Source organism: Peribacillus sp. 05N428, assembly GCF_056397085.1.
The window spans coordinates 105050-128942 of sequence record NZ_JBFTMS010000005.1; the positions used below are offsets into that span (position 1 = coordinate 105050).

At 39.5% G+C, this 23893-nt stretch carries 19 protein-coding genes and 1 pseudogene; 12 read left to right on the forward strand and 8 right to left on the reverse strand.

Annotated features, from left to right (window positions below):
* Positions 1-75: 75 nt before the first annotated feature.
* A complete protein-coding gene (locus AC1DIV_RS07000; RefSeq protein ID WP_063593663.1) occupies positions 76-819 on the reverse strand; it encodes a L,D-transpeptidase family protein in 744 nt (247 codons plus the stop codon).
* A gap of 225 nt (positions 820-1044) precedes the next feature.
* On the opposite strand from AC1DIV_RS07000, the gene AC1DIV_RS07005 reads away from it, so the two are divergent.
* Entirely contained in the window at positions 1045-1497 is a 453-nt protein-coding gene (locus AC1DIV_RS07005) for a YueI family protein (RefSeq protein ID WP_340876552.1), read from the forward strand.
* Positions 1498-1783: 286 nt separating this feature from the next.
* Here AC1DIV_RS07005 and AC1DIV_RS07010 read toward each other — a convergent pair whose 3' ends face one another.
* Entirely contained in the window at positions 1784-2851 is a 1068-nt protein-coding gene (locus AC1DIV_RS07010; protein ID WP_063593662.1) for an AI-2E family transporter, read from the reverse strand.
* Positions 2852-3354: 503 nt separating this feature from the next.
* Complete coding sequence (locus AC1DIV_RS07015; RefSeq protein WP_095392175.1) at positions 3355-4623, reverse strand: L-lactate MFS transporter; 1269 nt, start codon at positions 4621-4623, stop codon at positions 3355-3357.
* A gap of 633 nt (positions 4624-5256) precedes the next feature.
* Between AC1DIV_RS07015 and AC1DIV_RS07020 the strand changes: the two genes are divergently transcribed.
* On the forward strand, positions 5257-6345 hold the full coding sequence (locus tag AC1DIV_RS07020; protein ID WP_477576063.1) for a branched-chain amino acid aminotransferase: 1089 nt from the start codon (positions 5257-5259) through the stop codon (positions 6343-6345).
* A 39-nt stretch (positions 6346-6384) separates the two neighbouring features.
* On the opposite strand, the gene AC1DIV_RS07025 is transcribed toward AC1DIV_RS07020, so the two are convergent.
* Complete coding sequence (locus tag AC1DIV_RS07025) at positions 6385-7071, reverse strand: helix-turn-helix transcriptional regulator (protein ID WP_323597061.1); 687 nt, start codon at positions 7069-7071, stop codon at positions 6385-6387.
* Positions 7072-7206: 135 nt separating this feature from the next.
* Here AC1DIV_RS07025 and AC1DIV_RS07030 point away from each other — a divergent pair, with 135 nt between their 5' ends.
* The gene (locus AC1DIV_RS07030) at positions 7207-8094 is read left to right on the forward strand and encodes a R2-like ligand-binding oxidase (RefSeq protein ID WP_340876549.1); all 888 of its coding nucleotides are present in this window, start codon (positions 7207-7209) and stop codon (positions 8092-8094) included.
* A gap of 127 nt (positions 8095-8221) precedes the next feature.
* A complete protein-coding gene (locus AC1DIV_RS07035; protein WP_477576065.1) occupies positions 8222-9433 on the forward strand; it encodes an iron-containing alcohol dehydrogenase in 1212 nt (403 codons plus the stop codon).
* A 125-nt stretch (positions 9434-9558) separates the two neighbouring features.
* On the opposite strand, the gene AC1DIV_RS07040 is transcribed toward AC1DIV_RS07035, so the two are convergent.
* On the reverse strand, positions 9559-9813 hold the full coding sequence (locus AC1DIV_RS07040; protein ID WP_054395714.1) for an alpha/beta-type small acid-soluble spore protein: 255 nt from the start codon (positions 9811-9813) through the stop codon (positions 9559-9561).
* A 135-nt stretch (positions 9814-9948) separates the two neighbouring features.
* Between AC1DIV_RS07040 and AC1DIV_RS07045 the strand changes: the two genes are divergently transcribed.
* The 8 genes from AC1DIV_RS07045 to AC1DIV_RS07080 all read left to right on the forward strand — a co-directional run bounded on the left by AC1DIV_RS07045 (position 9949) and on the right by AC1DIV_RS07080 (position 21545).
* Entirely contained in the window at positions 9949-10683 is a 735-nt protein-coding gene (locus AC1DIV_RS07045) for a YqcI/YcgG family protein (RefSeq protein WP_063593658.1), read from the forward strand.
* Positions 10684-10855: 172 nt separating this feature from the next.
* Positions 10856-11482 (forward strand): FMN-dependent NADH-azoreductase, encoded by a 627-nt coding sequence (locus AC1DIV_RS07050; RefSeq protein WP_063593657.1) that lies wholly within the window; start codon positions 10856-10858, stop codon positions 11480-11482.
* A 117-nt stretch (positions 11483-11599) separates the two neighbouring features.
* Positions 11600-13396: an oligoendopeptidase F gene (gene pepF, locus AC1DIV_RS07055; protein WP_318292125.1), complete on the forward strand. Its 1797-nt coding sequence runs from the start codon at positions 11600-11602 to the stop codon at positions 13394-13396.
* Positions 13397-13628: 232 nt separating this feature from the next.
* Entirely contained in the window at positions 13629-15875 is a 2247-nt protein-coding gene (locus tag AC1DIV_RS07060) for an AAA domain-containing protein (RefSeq protein WP_477576067.1), read from the forward strand.
* Between the two features lie 280 nt (positions 15876-16155).
* Positions 16156-17154, forward strand: coding sequence for an LLM class flavin-dependent oxidoreductase (locus AC1DIV_RS07065; protein WP_477576068.1), 999 nt, complete (start codon positions 16156-16158; stop codon positions 17152-17154).
* A 93-nt stretch (positions 17155-17247) separates the two neighbouring features.
* Positions 17248-18270 carry an LLM class flavin-dependent oxidoreductase gene (locus AC1DIV_RS07070; protein WP_340876545.1) on the forward strand — a complete coding sequence of 341 codons (1023 nt, stop codon included), beginning with the start codon at positions 17248-17250 and terminating at the stop codon, positions 18268-18270.
* A gap of 93 nt (positions 18271-18363) precedes the next feature.
* Positions 18364-20112, forward strand: coding sequence for an aminodeoxychorismate synthase component I (gene pabB, locus AC1DIV_RS07075; RefSeq protein ID WP_477576070.1), 1749 nt, complete (start codon positions 18364-18366; stop codon positions 20110-20112).
* A gap of 101 nt (positions 20113-20213) precedes the next feature.
* Positions 20214-21545, forward strand: a complete 1332-nt coding sequence (locus tag AC1DIV_RS07080; RefSeq protein ID WP_340878526.1) for a D-serine ammonia-lyase — start codon at positions 20214-20216, stop codon at positions 21543-21545.
* Between the two features lie 203 nt (positions 21546-21748).
* Here AC1DIV_RS07080 and AC1DIV_RS07085 read toward each other — a convergent pair whose 3' ends face one another.
* The 3 genes and pseudogenes from AC1DIV_RS07085 to pdxR all read right to left on the reverse strand — a co-directional run bounded on the left by AC1DIV_RS07085 (position 21749) and on the right by pdxR (position 23801).
* Entirely contained in the window at positions 21749-21928 is a 180-nt protein-coding gene (locus AC1DIV_RS07085) for a hypothetical protein (RefSeq protein ID WP_477576071.1), read from the reverse strand.
* Between the two features lie 32 nt (positions 21929-21960).
* Positions 21961-22147 (reverse strand): annotated as a pseudogene (locus AC1DIV_RS07090) (IS5/IS1182 family transposase); the annotation flags it as partial.
* 259 nt (positions 22148-22406) lie between these two features.
* A complete protein-coding gene (pdxR, locus tag AC1DIV_RS07095; RefSeq protein ID WP_048680786.1) occupies positions 22407-23801 on the reverse strand; it encodes a MocR-like pyridoxine biosynthesis transcription factor PdxR in 1395 nt (464 codons plus the stop codon).
* Positions 23802-23893 lie beyond the last annotated feature (92 nt).

Genomic DNA, 23893 nt, shown 5'->3' on the forward strand with positions numbered 1-23893 from the left:
TGGGGAATAATGTATAGGGTGTACAGTTAAAATATAAAAAAGATATCCTCTAATCAGTGGATATCAGTGAGAAAATTATTTAAGTCCTAGTGCTTTTTTTGTTTTTGGTCCGACGATTCCATCAGAAGTAAGTTTTTTGGACTTTTGGAATTTCTTTACGGCTGTTTCGGTGTTTTTTCCAAATGACCCATCTACTCCTTTAGTGCTGTATCCAAGTTTAGTTAATCTTTTTTGCAGTTCGATAACTTGGGGGCCACTGCTTCCTTTCTTCAGGGTAGCGTTTGTATTTACCGGAAGGCTCACAGATCCGCTCACTTTAAATCCATTCGTGGCAGCTATGTTGGCAAATGATTTATTCGAACTGGCAATCAATACTACAGTATTCATTCTCACCCTATCGTAAAGCCATTGTACATCATTGTTATACATACGAATACAACCGGCACTTATATATTTCCCGATGGTTGTAGAATCATTATTGCCGTGTATTGCGTACGTATTTCCTGGTGTATTCCTTGCATTGATCCCCAGCCATCTTTTACCTAGAGGGTTTTTTGGGTCTCCGCCTCTAATGTTGCCTTTATAATAGGGTCGATTCACAATCTTTGTCACTACTTTAAACTTTCCTTCAGGAGTGTAGGAGGCTTTCTTACCTGTCGCCACGATGAATACCCTCACCAATTTATCATTTTCGTAATAGGCAAGCTGATTATTGGCTTTATTGATGATAATCAGTTGTCTTGCTGCCGCACCTGAAGTATTACTGAACCCCAAAAAACTAAAGGCGAAAATCAAAATAAATACAATTAATTTTTTCATGTTTTTCCCCGTCCCTCATTTAAGCAACCTACATTTACACATATACTATCCTATGCATGAAGTGAGGCTAAAGTGACAATTTTTTTAAAAAAGGGTAGACTAATTAACTATGGGAAAAGTCAAACTTAGATCCAATTTCACTTTTATGCATATCAAAAGAATGATGGGCACTATTTTTGGCCATATTACATACATTATTGAAGTGAAAGCGGAGGTGGGTAAGATTTGTCACGCCTAAAGGTGGAGGACTATCTAGAACAAGGCATCCATGGTCCAAAAGAAATCAAGGCTGGTGAACGAAGGGAGTTTCTGGGCACATTACGGGAACGCGTAGTCATCGTCCTAAAAAGAAGCCAAGTCTTTGAAACGAATGTATACCCGGAGATAGAGCAAATGATGAAGCAGTATCCCCATTCAAAGTTGTTTTTAAATGGGCAGATGGACTATCAATATCTAGGAAAATATATTAAATTGGCAATGAGTCATGATATTCCTTACAAAATCGTCCTAAACAAAGATCATAACTCCGATTTGGGTCTGGTGTTAGCGGAAAGTAACGCCATAAACAAAGAAGAAATTTATATAGAGAAGCAAATTCATGCCCAGCAAGTCATCAAAAAGAAAAGCTTCACAGCCTTTTTTAAACGCTGTGTTAAAAAATTATTAAAAAAACGTTGATGTAACTATCAACGTTTTTAGTTTGTCTACAAAAAAAGGGGGGGAATGGACTATTCCGGACCATGATAGTAAGACTAGGTTTTCCATAATGGTTTTTAGTGATTTATGAAATGGAATGGAACTTTTTTTGAAAGAAAAAACACCCCGTAAATGTTAGTTTGGTGTCTAACATTTACGGGGCAGTTCAATTCTCTTACTTAAGAGTTGGTCTACAGTCTGAAACGAGTGCTTTTTGTTTTTATTTTTAATCGTTCTTTTAATTAAGTGTGTATACAACTTTTCCTGTTTATGTAACCCTATTCCGTAACCTGTAAAACTTCCTGAAATTCCCTATAATCGTTTTTACTACGGAATAGGTAGGGATAGCGATTAAAATGCCAATGAATCCGTATATTGATCCAGCAGCAAGCAGCAATAGGATAATGGTAAGCGGGTGAATGTTAAGCCGTTTACCCATTATATTCGGTGTAACCAAGTGCCCTTCGACCTGTTGAACGACAGTAAGGACAATGAGTACTTTCACTGCCAGCCCAATGTCTTGCTGCAAGGCAATGAAAAGGGCGGGGATGATGCTTATTAATGGACCAAGGAATGGTACAACGGTAAAAATCATGGCGAATAAGGCTAATACGAGTGCATAATCGAGACCGATAATAAGGTAGCCAACATACATCAAAGTCCCTATGACAATTGATATGATGAATTGACCGATAATATAAGTTGAGAGGGCTTTATCGACGTCTTTTAAAATTGTGTTCCCCTCTGATTCTACATCGTTCGGTATGTATTTTAATAGAAATGGTCGTAATTTATCTCCATCCTTCAAGAAATAGAATAAGATGAATGGTGTAATGACCAATACTGTTAATACACTAGTGACCGTGGATAAAATGGTATTGACATTCACGATGAGTTTTTCCGAATAATCTTTCAAATGTGTGACCGCTTTTTCTTTCAACTCTTCCATATTTACCATGCCAAAATCATTTTTTTCAATCATGACTTCAGATTCTTTAGAGAATTCCTTGACTTTGCTGGGGAGGTTTTCAGATAACTTTTGAAATTGGTCAACGATTACAGGACTGCCAAAGTAACCTACCATCCCAATCATACTAAATATAATCAAAAACACGGTAAAGATGCTAGCTGACCTCGGGATAAATTCAGTTAACAAGTTAACGACCGGCCGTAATATATAGTATAAAAGCCCAGCCGCAATAATAGGAAAAAACATGGCAGCAATGATTTTTTGCAGCGGCAGCAGAACATAATCAATCTTACCCAGTAAAAAAATAATCAAAATGATCAAAATTATCGCGCAAGCATATTTGAAAAACGGTTTATTGATCCACAAGACAATCCCCCCTAATTCCATCTCTTACTTGATTCCCTGATTTAGCTTAATGTTAAACTAAATAACTTGTTCTAATTGTTTGGTGTAAAATGATCATTCAACTTTTTTCGATATGGCTGACCAGAATTAAATGGGAATACAGTCTGTTAATATAGCGGCAAGCAAACAAAAACAAGAATTTCACTGAAATAAGAAAGTCAACTTTTAAAAATATTTGGTCACTTTGATTTTTACCTGTCCTCACGTTCATAAGTCGATAAGCCCAATAAATGCATTTCCTAGACTACTGCGGTTAAGTTTAAGCAATGCGCAAAACTGCACCAGCTAGAAATCCTGCTGGGATGATAAATCGTAAAAAGTTCCCAAAAAGATATCGATCCGGAAGATATCCGAAAGTTTTTTAAGAGCAGCCGCCGGTTAGGCCAAAACAAAAAAGGCATCACCAAGGTAAATTCCGGTTATGGAAGTTTACTTGATCATGCCTTTTTATAAAGGTTATTAAATTAGGATATTTTACTTAATGTGTTCGTTGCGCCTTGTTTCTGTTCTCTTTGCATTTTTTTGATGTCCAGACGCAACCAGATGGAAATGGCGAATGCTATCGCAATTAATACTGCGAAAACATAGAATACCGGGATATAACTGTTCGTACTTTCCCTGATTGCGGTAACTAACATAGGTCCGCAAACTCCGCCTAGAGACCATGTAGTTAAAAGGTAACCGTGGATGGCCCCAATTTCCTTAGTTCCAAATAAATCCCCGGCAAACGCAGGGAGATTTGAAAATCCTCCTCCGTAACAACTCACGACCAGCAAGATGAGTCCTTGGAACAATAGTGTATTTGTAGTGGTAGGAAGTAAAAGGAACGCTCCGATTTGAATGATGAAGAAAATGACGAAAACATTTGGACGTCCAATATAATCAGATGCTGCTGCCCAGCCAAGTCTTCCTCCGCCATTAAAGATTCCCATAATACCAACTAATGTTGCTGCACCTGCTACAGACAGCCCGACAACGTCTTGAGCCATAGGTGAAGCTACCGAAATCATCATGATCCCTGCACTTGTATTTATCAGTTTCATGGACCATAACATCCAGAAGTGTTTAGTTTTAACCGCTTCTTTTGCAGTTAATTGCCTTAGGTCTTTCTTCAGTTCTTTCTTACCGGACTCAATATCTTTCTTCATTCCTTCAGGTAGCCAGTTGGCTTTTGGAGGTGCAATATAGGATGCCCCTAAGAACATCAGTATGAAATAGCCTGCGCCTAAAATATAATATGTAGTATAAATGCCAACGGATTCCATAAGGCTTGCAGCGACTGGGGCTGTAATGAGAGCTCCGGCACCGAAACCTAATACTGCCATTCCTGTTGCCAATCCCCTGCGATCTGGGAACCATTTGACTAAAGTGGATACTGGTGAAATGTACCCAATCCCCATACCAAGTCCACTTAACACCCCATATGTCAATAGGTAAAGCGGAAGTGAATCGACCATTACTGCTAAACCGGAACCGGCTTGTCCTAATCCGAATAATACGGCAGCGACCATAGCTGACTTCCTTGGACCATTTTTTTCTACGAATTTGCCAAAGAAGGCAGCAGAAGTTCCTGCAAGCGCCATCATTATTGTGAATGCTAACGTAACTTCAGTTTCTGACCACCCCATGGTCTCGACTAATGGTTTTTTGTAAACGCTATATGCGTATGCACCGCCAATGGATAGGTGAATGGCGATAGCGGATAAAGCGATTAACCATCTGTTTTTTGTCATGTTGTTACCCCTTTTCGTTAAAGAATAAGAAAGTTGCATGCATTTTATCTATAATATATCGTTTTGCATGCATTTTATCTATCTCGTGGGATAAGTATATAAGAATATTATTTAGTAGTAAACTGCTAAATTGAAATTCATGTAAAATTTTCCTCGGTGTTTAGAGTTGGGAAAAAACACTTTATGGATTCGAATTAAAAATGTTATTTATTCTAAGGCTTTTAATATACATATAAGGTTTGCAGGTATTGCTTTGGTGCATTATTCACGAAGTCTTTTCATTTATCGATTTTCCTGGTTACAAAAAGGGAAACGATTGAATTTACTCTTAAGGTGCGATGAACCAGATTTATTCTCATTGGCTTTATAGTGATTAGTTTGATAAAATTAATCTAATATTCAAGACATATTAGCGTACCACTCGGAATTGATATTTTTAGTGGTTTCAGGAATAATTGATTCTTTTTTCAGGTATCATAGTCTGGAAATCAAAGAAAAACCAATTTATTTTAAAAAATTCCGAAAATTTCGTCTTAAAGGCTTGAACTATGATTCCTTATAGGAGTAAACTAATGAAAGATAGATTTTATGGAAGTGAAATCTTGTAAATTTAATCAACAAGGGGTTTTGGTAATGAAGGAACATGACATGCAAATCACGCTTAGTACAACAAAGAAAGAAAAACCACAAGCGGACCAGCTTGAGTTCGGTAAGCAGTTTACCGATCATATGTTTATTATGGATTACACACAAGGGCAAGGGTGGCATGATCCAAGAATTGTTCCTTATCAACCGCTCTCATTGGAGCCGTCAGCTATGATTTTTCACTATGGTCAATCCGTTTTTGAAGGATTGAAGGCATATGCAACACCTGAGGATGAAATTATCTTATTCCGTCCGGAAAAGAATTTCCAACGCTTAAATAGTTCGAATAGCCGATTATGCATACCGGATGTCGACGTTGATTTCGCGTTGAAGGCCTTAAAGACTTTAATTAGCGTTGATAAGGATTGGGTTCCCCAGGCAGAAGGGACATCATTATATATCAGGCCATTCATTATAGCTACTGAGCCTTATCTTGGAGTATCTCCATCGAATAAGTATCAGTTCATCATCATCATGTCACCAGTGGGATCGTATTATAAAGAAGGCATCCATCCAGTTAAAATTGCAGTGGAGTCAGCTTTTACACGTGCAGTTAATGGAGGTACAGGTGAAGCCAAAACGGGCGGTAATTATGCATCGAGCTTAAAAGCCCAGGAAGTATCCGAAAAGATGGGTTATGCTCAAGTTCTTTGGTTAGACGGAGTGGAGAAAAAATATATCGAAGAAGTTGGAAGCATGAATGTTTTCTTCAAAATTAATGGTGAAATCATCACCCCTGCTTTAAATGGAAGCATCCTTCCGGGTATTACTCGTGATTCCATTATAGAATTGCTGAAACATTGGGGTCTTCCCGTGTCGGAAAGACGCATCTCGATGGAGGAAGTCCATGTAGCCTATAAATTGGGTCACTTGGAAGAGGCCTTTGGAACGGGAACAGCCGCGGTCATATCACCAATTGGTGAATTTTTGTGGAATGGTGAAGAAATGATTGTTCAAAGCGGAGAAACGGGCGAACTTTCCAGAAAGCTTTATGATACACTGACAGGTGTCCAAACAGGTAAAGTCGCAGACGAGTTGAGCTGGACTACGAAAGTTGAAGAAAAAGTGACTCAATGATACTTAAAAAAACCTTCTTTGAAGGTTTTTTTTTTGCTTTCAGATAATCATTTTGTGCCTTATGGCAACTGCGACGGCCTCGGTCCGGTGATTCACTCCCAATTTCCTGATAGCAGAAGAAATATGATCTCTGACAGTAAATTCACTAACGCCCATTTTTGGTGCCATTTGCTTTAATCCCATCCCATTGGCTAAATATTGAAGGACCTCCACTTCACGTTTGCTTAGAAGGTAGGTGGGAGGGGTGGAATCGAATGTTGAACTGACAGCCAGTTTCAAATAATGGGAAAGCTTCATTAAATCATTCTTGGTAACGGGCTCGTTGGCGTGAATGGGGTCAACCAACACTATACCGATGGCCAAGTCATTCACAATTATCGGAATGATTGCCAATGAAGAAATGGAAAATCTTTTAACGTATTTTGCAGGGATGGAGGATTTAGCATGCTGAATGGTTAAGTATATGGGCTTGTTATGGATGACTGCTTGGTGGATCGGGTATATATCATGAATATTTTCTCTAACATTATGTAATGAAAAAGTATCTTCACTTGTACATGCACAAATTCCTTCACCCATTCCTGTTAAACTTGAGTAACTGAATAAAGATGCTCGTTGAAATGAAAAAAAATCCACACAGCCCTTTACGATCATTTGTGATTTATTTGCCGTATCTTTTTGGTGGGAAATCTTTTTTACATGATTCATCAGAGTTTCCTCAAGCATTCGACTTAATTCCTCCCTACATTTTCAGTACTAGGATAAATACTACTAATATCTTACAATATAAAGAAAACTCTTACAAATTTAAAAATCCTTAGAGATTCAAAAGTTTAAAGTTCATTTCAAGGAGGCATTACCATGAAAAGAAAGAGTTTAACGACCACAAGCAGGAGTTTTAGAGAAGATACCCTACCATTTAAACTTTACCAAAAGGCAAAGAAATTCGGTATATGGAATCCTCGAGACATTGATTTCAGCCAGGATAAAGAAGATTGGAAGTCATTTACTGACATTGAAAGGGAAGTGTTATTACGGATCATTTCCCTTTTTCAGGGCGGGGAAGAAGCTGTGACTTTGGATTTGCTGCCGCTCATAATGACGATAGCCAAAGAAGGCCGGATCGAAGAAGAAATGTACTTAACGACATTTCTGTTCGAGGAAGCGAAGCATATGGAGTTCTTTCGCTATACATTAGATCAAATTGGTGAAACGGGTGATTTGACGGTGTATCACTCAGACACTTATAAATCGATTTTTTATGAAATATTGCCTGAAACGATGGAGAAACTTTTAACCGATCAATCACCAGAAGCCTTGGCAGAAGCAGCCACTGTTTATAATATGTTTACCGAAGGCGTTCTTGCAGAAACTGGATATTTCGGGTTCTATCAGACTCTTGAAGCTAATAAAATGATGCCTGGTTTATTAAAAGGTGTGGGTTTATTGAAGAAGGATGAATCACGCCATATTGCATATGGAACTTTCCTGCTGCAGCGAATCATTAGTGAACATCCACATATCTTTAAACAGGTTGAAAAGAGGATGGAGGAGCTTTCACCACTGGCCATCACGTTAAATACGGAGGGATATGATCGGTTAGGAAATCCTTTTGGTAATGACCAACAAGCTGTATTGAATTTTACCCTGAAACAATTATCAGTGCGGATGGAGATATTAGCCAGGGCAAAAGGGAAAGGGATTGAAGAAATCTATCAAAGTAATGAAATTGAATATGGGGTTTTGTAATGCCGAAATAAGATACAAGCATAATGTGAGTTTACATTCGTTAATGGATGGCCGTCAGGAACTTGAATGCAGCGTATGAAGGAGCTTAAACTCCGAATATTGACTATTAAATCCGAGGTGAAACGATATGAAGGTAAATGCTCATTCGAATTTTTGGTTAAGGTCTTCGGTTTACAGTGGCACTAACACTCGTTCACTCATACCGGGCCTATTCAATGGTCTCGGGGCAAGAAGGATTCTGCTCGTGAGTGATGCTGGCTTGGAAAATGCAGGCGTCGTTAAAAAAGTTGCCGAAACTTTTGAGCAGCAGAAATTGGGTGCCAAAGCTGAAATAGTTGGACAGTTTCTGGGTGTAACACAAGACGCGGCGAGTAAATGTGTAAACGAAGCATTGAAATATGCACGCGAAGTTCATGCCGATGCCATCCTTGCCATTGGTGGAGGGAGCGTCATCGATACCTCAAAAGCATTGAAATACGGATTATATAAAGGAATTACGGATATAAATGATTCAATACCAAGCGGTTTTCTATATGAGGGTTTTCCAAAAGCACAATCCATGAATATCCCGCATATTTCCGTAGCCACAACAGCAGGAACCGGTTCTGAAGTGTCCCCGATCGCAGTCATATATAATGAACATAAAAAAGTCAAAATGAATATTTACAATGTTTTTTTAAGTTCGGATGTTGCGATTCTTGATCCCGAGTTAACAGTCGGACTGCCGTCTGACATTACGGCGTTTACTGGTGCCGATGCATTGACACATGCAATTGAAGCGATCATTTCACCTGCTGCGACATCAATAACCGATGCATATGCATATCAGGCCATTCGAGTTATTGAAAGAAATTTACCGAGGGCCGTAAAAGATGGAACGAATATTGAGGCTAGAATGGAAATGCTGCATGGAAGCATGATGGGAATCACTGCATTTTGTAGTGCATTGAATGCGATTCCGGTTCATAATTTTGCCCACGCATATGGGGCGTTATTCCGTATTCCGCATGGACTGGCAAATGCCGTATTATTACCGGTCGTCATGGAATCAATCCCGGATTTATATCTTCAAAAGGCCCATTTGATAGCTGAAGCCTTTAGTGTGAAAATACAGGATGAAGATTCAAAAAGGATCTTAGCGAAAGTGGTAGAAAAGCTACGTGTGTTCCTATCTGATCTTGGTCTGGCTTCAGACTTCAGCGCCTATGAAATTAACCAGTCGGATATGGAAAGAATTCTGAAAGCAGTAATGACCGATCCAGCTGCCGCTAATTATCCAATGTCGGAGGAATTAATAATGTCAGTTGTTTCAAGAGTTTCACCCGTGAAAATTAACTGATACTAAAAAAGCCAGCCCGTAAAGGTTGGCTTTTATTGCGTTGTAACGTGTTAAGCCCCAAAATTTTTCATTCAAACAGTTCATTTCGTTATCTGATGTCTAAGAACAACAGTGATAGACTCTGGTTAATGTTTTTTTCCTAAGTTTTCCTGTGCCATCTTTATAAGTTCCTTGACCATGCCTCCGCCTAACTTTCCCCCTATTTTTCCATTCTGCTTGGATGTCAGTTCACCGTTATAGTCTTTTTTCAACGGTACGCCAATTTCTTTTGCTACTTCAAACTTTGCCTCTTCGGGATTCTTTGTACCAGCGATTTTGGCTTTTAAATCATCAAGGCCTTGTCGCGCTTCAGATACTAATATTTTCCTTCTCCTTGCCATTCAGCAACACTCCTCCTATTTTTTTCTTAGGTTATCCTAATGAAATGAAAATGATAAACCTGATTTGCAATTCGAAGAAGTTTTAGTTTATTTAAAGCGGGTAACATATAATAAAACGATTTAAGGAGAAAAATGATGCTGACTGCGAATTCAAGCTTGTTAACAAAAGAAGATATGACAAATCCCGATCGAGTGCCACAATGGCTGATCAAGGAATATCAAACATTCCATGAAACAGTGACCGATAAAACCTTTCCTTGTTATTTTGGTATGAAAGCTGAAAATAAAGGGGAACTTCGTTATGCTTATATCACACAGGAAGATTGGTCCAATCTCCCAAAAGCAGTGGAAAGCTTTCTTGATTTATTTCAAGAACCACCATATATAAGGCATGGCCTTTTCGTTTTTATGGAGCCTGAATCGATAGAGGGTGATATAGAATTTTACCGTAAAAGGTTTTGGGAGATCCTGCAATACCTGCATCAAGCGGATGTAAAACCTTGGCCAATTGAAAAGCCGAAAGATCCGGATCATTATTTATGGGACTATCATTTTGCCGGGGAACCAATCTTTGTCTTTGGTAATGCACCTGCTTATAAACAGCGTAAAACTCGCGATTTAGGAAATAGCCTCGTCCTTGGTTTCCAGCCCCGGATGATCTTTGAAGGCTTGGAAGGAACGGAAAAAGGCGGAATCATGTCGCGTGAAAAGGTCCGGGAACGAGTGGAGAAATGGGATAATCTCCCGAAGCATCCTGATATCAGTCACTTTGGTGATGTAAATCATAATGAATGGAAACAATTTTTCATAGGGGATGATATAGAACCGATAAAAGGTAAGTGTCCCTTCCATCATAAACAATTAACGTAACCGTGAGCAATTTGCTCACGGTTTATTTGCGTTTGAAAATAAAAAACATAATCCTTGCCTTATTGGATTTTCAGTTTTATAATGTGAAAGTAGCAATTGCAGTTAATTCGAGATATATGGATTAAATGCTATTTTTATAGAACATACAAAATTAACAATTGGGGGAACGAAAATGTCTAAAGTATTGTTTGTTAAATCAAATGACCGCCCAGCGGATCAAGCTATCAGTGTCAAAATGTATGAAACGTTTTTGAACGCATATAAGGAAGCAAATAGTAGCGATGAAATAACTGAATTGGATTTATTTGAACTGAACTTGCCTTACTACGGAAACACTGCAATCACTGCCTTATATAAACGCAACCAAGGCTTTGAATTGACTGAAGAAGAAGTGGAAATTGCTGATATCGTGCAACAATACTTGAATCAATTCCTTGCTGCCGATAAAGTAGTATTTGCCTTCCCGCTATGGAACGCAACGGTTCCGGCACCATTGGTAACTTATATTTCTTATCTTGCCCAAGCGGGAACTACATTCAAATATACAGCTGAAGGCCCAGTTGGTTTAGCTGGAGATAAAAAAGTGGCTTTACTTAATGCACGCGGATCCGATTATGCATTGCCTGGAATGGAAGCTGGCGAAATGGCTGAGAAATACGTAACGATGAATTTAAACTTATGGGGCATTAAAAACCCAGAAACAGTCGTAATCGAGGGACATAATCAATACCCAGATCGCTCACAGGATATCGTTGCAGAAGGATTGGCGAAAGTTGCTGAAACTGCAGCAAAATTCTAATTTTAAAAAAGGTAAACCAGTATGTATTTTTAGCATACTGGTTTTTCTATGCAGATTTTTCTGAAAGTCGATTATAATAAAGGGTAAGCTATAAGCATGAAAGGAAGTGCAGACGGTATGCAAACGTTTAAATCACGTGACGAAATAAAGATAGAAGAAACTTGGAATTTAAAGGATATTTACGAAGATCAGGCTAATTGGGAAAAAGATTATCAAGAAGTCCTGAAGATGACAGAAAAATTAAAAACTTATGATGGCCATATTCAGTCAGCTCAAGATTTATTCGAGTATTTACGGTTAAGTGAGGAAGTTGGGTACATTTATAACAAATTATATGTATTTGCCATGCTTCAAGCCGATTTGGATACACGGGTCACCTCATCACAAGCATTGCTGGATCGAGCTGGTAAGTTAGGGCAGAAAATAAGTAATGCTTCTGCATTCTTCATGCCGTTTCTTCTAAGCTTGGAAGAACAAACATTAAAAGGGTACATAAATGAAGTCGAGGGTTTGAAATATTTTGAAGAGGATCTACTGGATTCCTTCCGCTATAAAGCTCATGTATTAACGAAAGAACAAGAAGAGGTGCTTTCCCAAATAGGCGAAGCCTTTTCAGCTCCACAAAAAACGTTCGGAATGATCAACAATGCGGATATAAAATTTGGGGAAGTTACGAATGAAGACGGCGAGAGAGTAGAGCTGACGCGAGGAATGTATTCCAAATTGATTGAAGATGATGATCGGGATAAAAGAAAAGAGGCTTATTTCGCATATTATCAGCCATATGTACAATTGAAGAATACAATCGCTTCCACACTTGCCACGGCAATCAAAAATAATGTGAATCTTTCAAAGTTGAGAAATTATCCATCTGCCTTGGAAAAATCATTATTTGGTGATCAAGTTCCAAAAGAGGTTTATGATAATTTAATTATGTCTACTAAGCAAAATATCGGACCCATGCATAAATACATTCATTTAAGAAAAAAATTGCTGGGTGTAGAAGAATTGCGTGCTTATGATTTAAGTGTACCATTAGTCGAAGGGGCTAAAGAGGAGATTTCTTACGATGATGGTTTTTCTTTGATGGTGGAGGCACTAAAGCCACTTGGTGAAGAATATATCACAATCCTTAAAACCTTTAAGGATAACAGGTATATCGACGTCAGGGAAACACCTGGAAAACGTTCAGGTGCTTACAATTTAGGACTTTATGGTGTTCACCCTTTCATCTTATTAAATCACCGTGATGATTTAGACAGTGTATTTACACTTGCACATGAATCTGGACATGGCATGCATTCATACTATAGTTCAAAATACCAACCGCAAATAAGTGCTGGGTATTCCATTTTTGTCGCTGAAGTTGCTTCCACTGTGAATGAAATCCTTTTGATTCGCCATTTAATTAAGACAACAAAAGACGTACAAAAGAAAAAACATTTACTTAACCATTTCATAGATAGTTTTAAAGGAACATTCTTCACACAAGTGATGTTTGCGGAGTTCGAAAAGATTGTACATGAAAAAGCTGAAAATGAAGAACCTCTAAATGCCGAGGTTTTTAATACAGCCTATGAATCGATATTTCGTGCATATAATGGAGATGAAATAAGTTTCGATGAAGAAGTGAAGTATGGCTGGTCACGCATCCCACACTTTTATCGTCCGTTTTATGTCTATAAATATGCTACTGGTTACGTTTCAGCCATTACGATCGCTGATAAGATCCTTTCTGGGGACAAAAAAACACTTGAAAGTTATTTGACTTTCTTGAAAAGCGGGAGTTCCGATTTCCCATTGGAGCTGCTTAAGAAAACAGGCGTAGATTTAACGAAACCTGATCCGATCGAAAATGCAATGAAGATTTTCAGTGATCTCGTCGACCAATTCAGTGAGTTGACAGAAGGCTAATCTAAACCATTTCTTCCAAAAGAGCCCATGGTAGGATGTTATAAAAAATGCTATAGTTAAAACATTGGCGTATGAAAGGCCCAATCAATAGATTGGGCCTTATTTTATATGCAAAAGAAACAGGTAATTCGCGAAAAAAGTCATGATGACAGCGTTATTTTCAACATCGGAGCCTAGCCAATGGGCCAGTTTCTTTGTACTACAATGGCATATTTTGTGAGGAAAGTGGAAAATGAATTCGACAGTTAATTATATAAAAGAATGGCAGCAGGCACTTCAACTTGAAATCCTGCATTTGAAAAAATATGGCAGCACAAAATACTTGGTTTCGAACGGGCATCTGCTTACAAGCGACGGTTCCTTCAACTATTATTTTGAAACAGGTTCATCGGTAAAAATCCCTGTCGGTTCCCTCGTTCGACTTGAATGGGGAGGGATTAAACAGGATGGAAGGATCCTCTCATCGGAAGGGAAAAGTATAATCATTGTTTTTGATCGCTCGTTAGGCGATATCATCGGTGAAGCCTTTTTATTCCATGATCCCTGGGAATTGCTGGAGCAATTGATCATCCGCTTGGATGAAATCAAGAGAAGTAAAAGGAAAAGGCTTCGAATCAAGCGCCTGATGGATCCGTCCATGCCTCAAAAACATCCTTTAACTGAGAAACAAAGCAGTGTGAAAGAATTATATGCCCGCTCGAAGTTCAATCCTGTCACTTATGTTTGGGGACCGCCTGGAACAGGAAAAACCTATACTTTGGCTCGTACAGTAGCCAATCATTATTTACAAGCTAAAAAAGTTCTAGTTTTGTCCCATAGCAACCAGGCTGTCGATGTTTTGATGGCTGAAATTTCATCATTCATTAAAAAGAAAGATCGTTTCAAAGAAGGCGATGTGCTTCGCTATGGATCTCAAATCGGTGAATCACTAGCTATCCATGATGATATTGTTACGGGGCAATTATTAGGAAAACATGAACCGACATTAATTAAAGAAAAAGAAGAACTTGGCGAAGAGAAACGTCTTTTAAAATATGACTTGGCAGGTTCCTTCAGTAAAAGGGATACAGATCAGTTAATCGAGATAGAGAAAAAGCTGGCCAAAGTATTGGAGAAAATCCGTCAAAAAGAGATTCAATTCATAAAAGAAGCAAAAGTAATCGGGACGACCTTAGCTAAAGCCGCAAATGACGAAACGGTTTATCTAAAGGAGTATGATCTGGTCATCTTGGATGAAGCGAGTATGGCTTACGTTCCTCAGGTGGCTTTTGCTGCAGCGTTAGCCAAGCATATTATCGTTTGTGGTGATTTCAAACAATTGCCGCCCATTGCTTCGGCTCGTGATTCCCTCGTGAAACTTTGGCTGAAGGAAGACATATTTCATCGGGCCGGTGTCGCCCAGTCTGTTGAAGAAGGAGAACTCCATCCCCATTTATTCCTATTAAAGGAACAGCGCCGCATGCATCCGGATATTTCGGCATTCACTAATCGTGTCGTCTATAACAATTTTGTCGGCGATCATAAAAGTGTTGCGACTAGCAGGGAGGGCATAATGCTGGCGGAACCGTTTGCCAATAGGGCAGCGGCACTTCTTGATACTAGCTTAGCGGGGGAATATTGCATCACTGAACGGACATCCCACTCGAGAATGAATTTATGGCAATTGCTTTTATCTTTTCAGTTGATTCATGAAGCTTATGTGGGCGGTTCAAGGTCAATTGGTTATGTCGCCCCATATCGTGCCCAGGCAGAATTGATGGAAAAACTATTGGATGACTTATTTGAAAAAGAACGGCAAACTGCGGATATCATCGCTGCAACTGTACATCGTTTCCAGGGAAGTGAACGTGAGATGATGATCTTTGACACAGTAGATAGTTATCCGCAAAACAGGGCTGGAATGTTATTGACAGGGAGAGAAAGTGAAAGGCTGATTAACGTGGCCATAACAAGGACTAAGGGTAAGTTCGTACATGTATGTGACACTTCGTTTGTTAACAAACACGTTTATCGCAGTAAAACACTTCGTCAGCTTGTCGATCACCAAATTCAAAATGATCAGATTGTATCAAAGAAAGACATTGGAAAATGGGTTAAACATCAGCACCCGAAATTACGATGGATGCATGCCCGTAAATTGGGGGACTTTCAGGAAGATATTGAATCAACAAAACATGACATAGTTATGGCTGTACCGGATTTGAACAGTTTGTCTGAAGAATGGCAGCAATATTTAATGAGACGGAACCCTGCAGTGAATTTGACGATCATATCAGCAAAAAGAAATCCTGATATCAACTCGGATCATTTTATTTGTTCCCCTGTTTCCTTTTCGTTTATCATCTTGGATAAACGAGTTGTCTGGCTAGGTTTGCCCGTAGAGTCCAATAATCGGGTCCAGCCCCCATATATAGCGGCTCGTTTGGATTCAAAAATCATGGCAGATGAATTACTATCTCAATTCAAAAAAAGTGAATAGCTTTGAAAAGCCCCTTAAAAGGGCTTTTCTTTTTTACATATATCCCTAAAAAGACCTCGATAGAATAAGTGACGACCATTTGAGCCACTAGCGTCCCTGATGTATTAAACCAAACACCTCGCTAGAATATACTATTCACTTATACTCCCCAATTTTAATTCAACTCCTTATATTTTTTGCTAAAGGCAGCAAACTAAACTAACAAAGCAAGCGTTTCAGGCGACTTTCAAATAGTTATGATTTACTATTAAGTTACGAAAGACAAGAAGGGGGGGATAAAATGAAACTTGGCATTTTGGATCAATCCCCGATTGCATCCGGACAATCAGCACAAGAAGCTTTGCAGGCTTCACTTCAACTAGCGCAAGAAGGAGATAGGCTGGGTTATAGCAGAATCTGGTTAACTGAACATCATGGTCTGCCTGGCTTGGCCTGTTCCGTTCCAGAGGTTTTGATAAGCTATATTGGTGCACAAACAAAAAATATCCGGATTGGATCAGGGGCAGTGCTGCTTCCACATTATAAGCCATACCGAATAGCAGAGACATATAATATGCTAGCCACACTTTTTCCAGGCCGGATTGATATAGGAATGGGACGTGCTCCTGGTGGATCTGCCGAAGCAACGATGGCCTTATCCGATAATTTCCTTCAGAATGTATATAAAATGCCCGAACTTGTTCAAGAACTGTTGAATTTTCTTAGAGATGAATTTCCGAAAGAACATCCGTTTTCAAATGTCTCTGCTGCTCCTATCCCAATGGTATCCCCTGAACCATGGATATTGGGAACAAGCGGGAAAAGTGCAAAACTTGCCGCTGAGAATGGAACTGCATACGCGTTTGGTGAATTCATGAGCGAAAATGATGGCGTGCAGAGTTTTAAACAGTACCGTGAGCACTTTCAAACAAAAGGGATACTCAAAGCACCTAAAACGATTATTACGGTATCGGCCATTTGTGCTGAAACGGAAGAATATGCGAAAGAAATCGCCCTCAGCAACACCCTATGGAAAATTCAAAGTGGACATGGGGAAAGAAAGCCGGTTCCAAGTATAGAAGAGGTAAGGAATCATGAATGGACTGAAAAAGAAAAAACACAAATGGAAACCATGCATAAAAAACTGATTTTTGGTACCCCTTCACAAGTTAAGGATCGGCTATTGAAGATTCAGGAGAAATATCAGGCAGATGAGATCATGCTGATAACCATCACTCATAAGTTGGAGGATCGGCTTAATTCGTTTCGTTTGATTGCCAGGGAAATCCTTAACAGTTAATCCCCTTAAGCATTTTATGTGCATTTTTTGTGTATTTTCTATATGATGGCTTTGCGTCCGATTTATCATAATTGAAAGAAAGAAGATGAAGATATGAATGCTGATCAACATGCAAAAAAACTTGGCGACATTTCTTTTTCCGTTCTGGACCTGGCTTCTATTGTTGAGGGTGGTACAGTTTCGGGAGCTTTTAAAAATACAGTAGAATTAGCTAAACATGCGGAGCAATGGAATTACAACCGTTTCTGGGTAGCGGAACATCATAGCATGCCTGGGATTGCAAGCTCTGCAACGTCAGTGCTTATAGGCTATGTTGCAGGCAGGACGGAAAGAATTCGGGTGGGTTCTGGAGGCATAATGCTACCGAATCATGCACCGCTGGTTATCGCAGAACAATTTGGAACATTGGAAGCAATGTATCCTGGCAGAATAGATTTAGGACTGGGGCGTGCTCCCGGAAGCGACCAATATACAGCCATGGCACTTCGGGGTGATGTACGTAATAACGGTCAGGATTTTCCTGAACAATTGGCGCAGCTCCGTAGCTATTTAGATGCGGATTCTAAACATAATCGTGTTCGCGCCATTCCTGGAGAAGGGCAGGACATCCCGATTTGGCTGCTTGGTTCAAGTGGGTTCAGTGCTGCATTATCAGCACAGCTGGGATTGCCATTTTCATTTGCAAGCCATTTTTCACCTGAAAATACTCAACCAGCTTTAGCCCGCTACCGCAATAATTTCCAACCATCCGACGTTCTGGATAAACCTTATGTCATGGTTGGTATCAATGTTTTTGCAGCCGATACTACGGAAGAAGCGCAAAGGATTGCTACATCTTACCAACAGCAGTTCTTGAATTTGATACGGAACACACCCGGTCAACTGGCTCCTCCAGTTGATACGATGGATGGCCTTTGGACAGAATATGAAAAAGCCATTGTCATGAAGCAGCTGAACGCTTCCATTATAGGTAATCCAAAAGAGGTAAAAGAGCAGTTACAGGCATTTTTAAATGAAACACAGGCGGATGAAATGATTATAAACTCTGCCATTTATGATCAGGATGCACGCCTTCGTTCTTATGAAATCATTGCAGAGGTTACTGGAATGAAATAATTGTTAAAGAATGAGCTTGCAGATCCCGTGTCTGCAAGCTTTTTTATAAAAATACATACCGATTGGCTTCATTAACAAAGTTAGGAGAGAGTAATGAAACGAGAAGATCCTTTATCCTTAATATTTCACTTCACAGATAAACAAGGTGAAAGCAGGCCACTATATTTTGCGAATCCGAAAAAAGTGATCACCGCCCATTCAATTGAGGATGTCCTTCCCCAATTCCAAAAAGTGCAGGAAGCGATTGAACAGGGGAATTATGCAGCGGGATATGTTTCCTATGAAGCGGCACCTGCTTTTGAACAATCCTTTAAAGTAAAAGATGGAGCCAAAATGCCATTATTATGGTTCGGGATTTTTGATAAACCGGAAGAGGAAATACCTGAAAAAATGACCGAGGCTTTTCATTTAGCTGAATGGCAATCAGAAACGGATTCAAATGCCTATCGTTCTGGATTTCAAAGAATAAAATCAGAAATCAAGAAAGGCAACACATACCAAGTCAATTATACGATGCGTTTGCAATCCAAGTTCGAAGGAGATGACTTCGCTTTTTTTGAACGTTTGAAGAGAGCCCAACGCTCGAACTATAGTGCATATTTGAATATGGGTTCACATCGAATCCTTTCGGCTTCACCCGAGTTGTTTTTCCGTTGGGAAGATGGTCAGCTGATTACTCGGCCAATGAAGGGGACTGTAAAGCGGGGAACGACACTGGAAATGGATCAGCTTAATGCAGACTGGTTAGCAGCCTCGGAAAAGAATCAAGCTGAAAACTACATGATTGTAGACCTGCTCAGAAATGATTTGGGAATGATTGCAGAACCAGGAAGCGTCAAGGTTCCACAGCTTAAGGCAATTGAAAAATATCCGACCGTTTGGCAAATGACATCCACGATTACGGCCGATACGAATCCAGGAACAACAATCATTGATATATTCAAGGCTCTTTTTCCTTGTGGATCGATAACAGGGGCACCTAAAATTAAAACGATGGAGATCATCGCTGATATCGAGAATTCACCACGTGAAGTTTATTGCGGTGCCATCGGGTTTATCACTCCTGAATCCGAAGCCGTTTTTAATGTGCCGATTCGTACGGTCGTGATCGAAAAGGAAACAGGGAAAGCCGAGTATGGGGTTGGCGGGGGGATCACTTGGGATTCCGAGTTATCGGAAGAATATGACGAAGCCTTTTTAAAAGCCAAATTATTGACGGTGGAAAGGCCTGCTTACAAACTATTGGAATCGATAAAGCTCAGCGATGGCGAATATTATTTGTTGAATGATCATATCGACCGGATGAAACAATCCGCTGAGTACTTCGATTATCGGTTCTCTGAATTGTATCTTAGAGATCGACTCCAAAAGTATGCGGAAATAAATCATGGGACGTTGCAAAAAGTAAGAGTACTACTACATGAAAATGGTGAAATTGAAGTCTTGGGACAAGCAATCAAGCCTCTTGGTCCAGAATTCACGGCCATACTGGCTGAAGCTCCAATATCAAGTGCAAATCCATTTCTATTTCATAAGACCACCAATCGTGATGTCTATGAAGGCTTTCAAATGAATAATCCCGACTTCCAGGATGTTCTGCTTTGGAATGAAGAAGGATTCATCACCGAATTCACGAACGGAAATGTAGTGGTGAAGATAAATGGTGACCTCTATACCCCTCCGGTGGAAGCAGGTCTGCTTGCTGGAACATTTCGTCAAGAATTGATCAGGAAGAAGGAAATCAAGGTAAAAAACATTTCAAAGGCAGACCTCAATAATGCTGAGGAAATTTGGTTCATTAATAGTGTGCGAGGGAAATTAAAAGTGAATTTAACATTCTAAGCTGATAATTCGTAAAAAAGTGAAAATTGTAATCTTTATTGCAGTTTGTTGAGTTATAGTAGATGATGAATACTACATTTCCGGAAGGGACTGCTGTGGAGATGCATAAAATCGCAGGTTTATCGATTAACGCATGGAAAGCGAAAGATCCTATACTTAATAATGTGATGAAGATGAATGAAGTCTTCTGGACGAATCCGCATTACGGTAACAAACAAGAAAATCCAATCGTCCAAGCTGAACAAGTTAAATCGGCTGAAGAAAGATTGAATAGATTTGCCAACTATATAATTAAAGCATTTCCAGAAACCGAACCAATGAAGGGGGTTATTGAATCACCCCTAGTCGAGATTCCTTTCATGCAAAAAAACTTGGAAAAATCCTATGGAACTAAAATTGCGGGAAAACTTTTGCTGAAATGTGACAGTCATTTACCTATATCAGGTTCAATCAAGGCACGCGGAGGTATTTATGAGGTCTTAAAACGTGCTGAGGAAATAGCAATGAAGCATGGCGGTTTAAAGCGGACTGATAATTATGGAGTACTAGCGAGTGATGAATATAAGGAGCTTTTTTCAAAATATTCGATTGCTGTCGGTTCAACCGGCAATTTAGGAATGAGTATTGGAATAATAAGCGCGAAGCTGGGATTTAAAGTAACGGTCCATATGTCTGCAGATGCCAAACAGTGGAAAAAGGATAAATTGACAAGTCTGGGTGTCATTGTAAAGGAATATGATGATGATTATAGTAAAGCTGTAGAAGAAGGCCGTAAAGAAGCATCACTTGATCCCGATTGCCACTTTATTGATGATGAAAATTCCATGGATCTGCTGCTAGGTTATGCGACGGCTGCAACGCGCCTGAAGAAACAATTGAAGGATATGTCCATTACAGTAGATGAAGATCATCCTTTGTTTGTGTACTTACCATGCGGAGTCGGCGGCGGGCCCGGTGGCATAACATATGGGCTCAAGTTAGCCTTTGAAGATGATGTACATTGTTTTTTTGCAGAGCCGACACATTCACCATGCATGATGCTAGGATTGATGACAGGCCTTCATGACAAAGTTTCGGTTCAGGACTTTGGTATCGATAATAAGACGGAGGCGGATGGTCTTGCAGTAGGAAGGCCTTCAGCATTGGTTTCCAGTATGATGACGACCATGTTAAGCGGCAGCTATACCATAGAGGATAGAAGGTTATTCGAATTGCTCAAGGAAATGGCAGAGACGGAAGGCCATTATTTAGAGCCATCTGCCCTAGCAGGAGCATTTGGCCCGATACAACTATTGTCAGCTTCAGAAGGAAGGGAATATCTTATGGATCAAAAACTGATGGATAAAATGAACCAGTCGACGCATGTCATCTGGGCGACCGGTGGGAGCATGGTACCAAAAGATATGATGGAACTTTATTTATCTAAAAGTTAAAAAAAATCCACAAGAGTGAAATTCCCAGATTGCAGGCAAACTCGTAGAAAATTGAGTTTGCCTGCATTTTTTATTTTTGAAAAACCTTTCAGTTGTTTTCAGCCAAAACCGTTTTTCGACCAATCGAGCTTTATTTGACCGTCAAGACATGATTCGGACCCCGGAGCATACACTTTGCGGTCCGGATGATGATTCCGTTCCCTTTAGGTCGACGGCCTGCCAAAAACCCTCACCGTGAGCATCAAGCGGGGTCTTGGCTCAAGACATTCAATGCAAATTTCATCACAAAGAAAGTCTTGTATTAAAATCATGGTAATCATCCCGATACAATCGTGAGAGGGAATCAGGATGAGCCCATTCCGAACTCCTTTTGGCATTTCCATTGAAATATCTCCTAAGTTAAGAAATTGGGGCTCTACAAACCACTATGTAAAGCCACTTTTGGACCTAACCATGTCCAATTGGCCATATTCTTTAAATTAATGGCAGAAAAATAAGCATCGCTTGCATCGGCTTAAAGCAGCCCTACGCATACCATGCTTTTCTTTTGCATCTACGAATACACGCTCAATCGTTTTTTTATGTTTCGCATATATAGGTTTTACATCTTAATAATGACGCTAATGATCTGCATCTTCCACGATATGCTTGTCAGAAATGTCGTGTCACTACTAAAAGCGCGTCTAGGGGAGACCCCGCAGGCGAAGCCGAGGAGGCTCCCCGACCGCCCGCGGAAAGCGAGTGCCTGAAGTGGAAATCAACGTTCAATATGTACAAGCTAAAAAAACTGTAGACAAACTCGATTTTATTCGAAAGTTTGTCTACAGTCTGTGAAGTTCAAAACAGTGAACTTCTTTTTATTTATAACCCCCATGAGTTCAATAAAAGGTGAATGGCTTTTTCCAATTCGGATTCAGGAATCCCCGCAAAGCCCAATATAATTTTTGGAGGATGTTCGTCAATTTTCTCGATTGAATATGTTGATAATCCATAAATTTTAATATGGTCTTCGTTTGCCTTTTGAATAAGTGTCTGTTCATCCATGCCGTTCTTGACGATGAGGACGATATGCAAACCTGACCGCTCTCCAATGATTTTTATTTGTTGATATGGTTTAAATAGATCGATCACTTTATCCAACTTCCGACGGTACACTTTCCTCATGCGATTCAAATGCTTTTCGAAATCACCTTCCTTCATGAACTGTGTCAACACATGCTGATCAATCCGAGAAACAGTTGAATGGTAAAAAGACAATTCCTGTTGGTGCATTTGTAACAAAGGAGCGGGAAGAACCATATAACTGATCCGAATTGATGGCATCAATGATTTGGAAAATGACCCTAAATAAATCACCTTATCACCAGCATCCATACTTTGTAAGGAAGGAATTGTTTTTCCACTATAACGAAATTCACTATCATAATCGTCTTCGATAATATAGCGGTTTGCTGCCCCTTGAGCCCAGTTCAACAATCGCGTCCGTCTGTTAACGGATAGGATCGTCCCATTGGGGAAGTGATGTGAGGGAGTGACATACACAACGTCGATCTTTGAATCTTCAATTTGGTTCACCTTTACGCCTTCTTCATCAATTTGCAGTGGATGGACTTCATTTGGGTAGCTGCGTAAAATCCGATGAATCAAGTGATACCCAGGATCTTCAACACCATAGATGGCATTTTTATCAAATAGTAGGACAAGCTGCTGCAATAAAATTTCCATTCCTGCACCAATGATGATCTGTTCTGGAACACATTGTACACCACGTGCATGATACAAATAATGGGCAATTTCACATCGTAATTCATATTCCCCTTGAGAATCCCCAAGTAAAAGAAGATCTTGATGTGATTCATCGATTTTGCTTTTCATGTATTTTCTCCATTTTTCAAATGGGAAATGTTCCGTGTCAATTTGGCTGGGATGAAAATGATATAGCAATTCCCCTTCTTTATGATTGCTTTGTTCCAAGGATACTTGGTTAGTTTGTGTATACTCTAAATCCTCGAATGTTTGAATATAGTACCCTTTTCTTGGTATGACTTCAACGTATCCTTCAGCAGTCAATTGTTCATATGCAGTCTCGACAGTATTTTGACTTATTTGAAGGAACTCTGCCAATTTCCGTTTGGAAGGGAGTTTTGTGCCGTAAAGAAGACGGCCATCAATAATTTCTTTTTTAATATATGAATATAATTGTTCGTACAAAGGTACTTCACTTAACCGATTTAAATCACAAGAAAGCATATTCATTTTGTTGCCACCTTTTTGAAAAAAATTTACTGACCCCATTAAATTTATTAAAACTGACACTTTCAATGCGGTCAACTCTTTTTTATACTAAG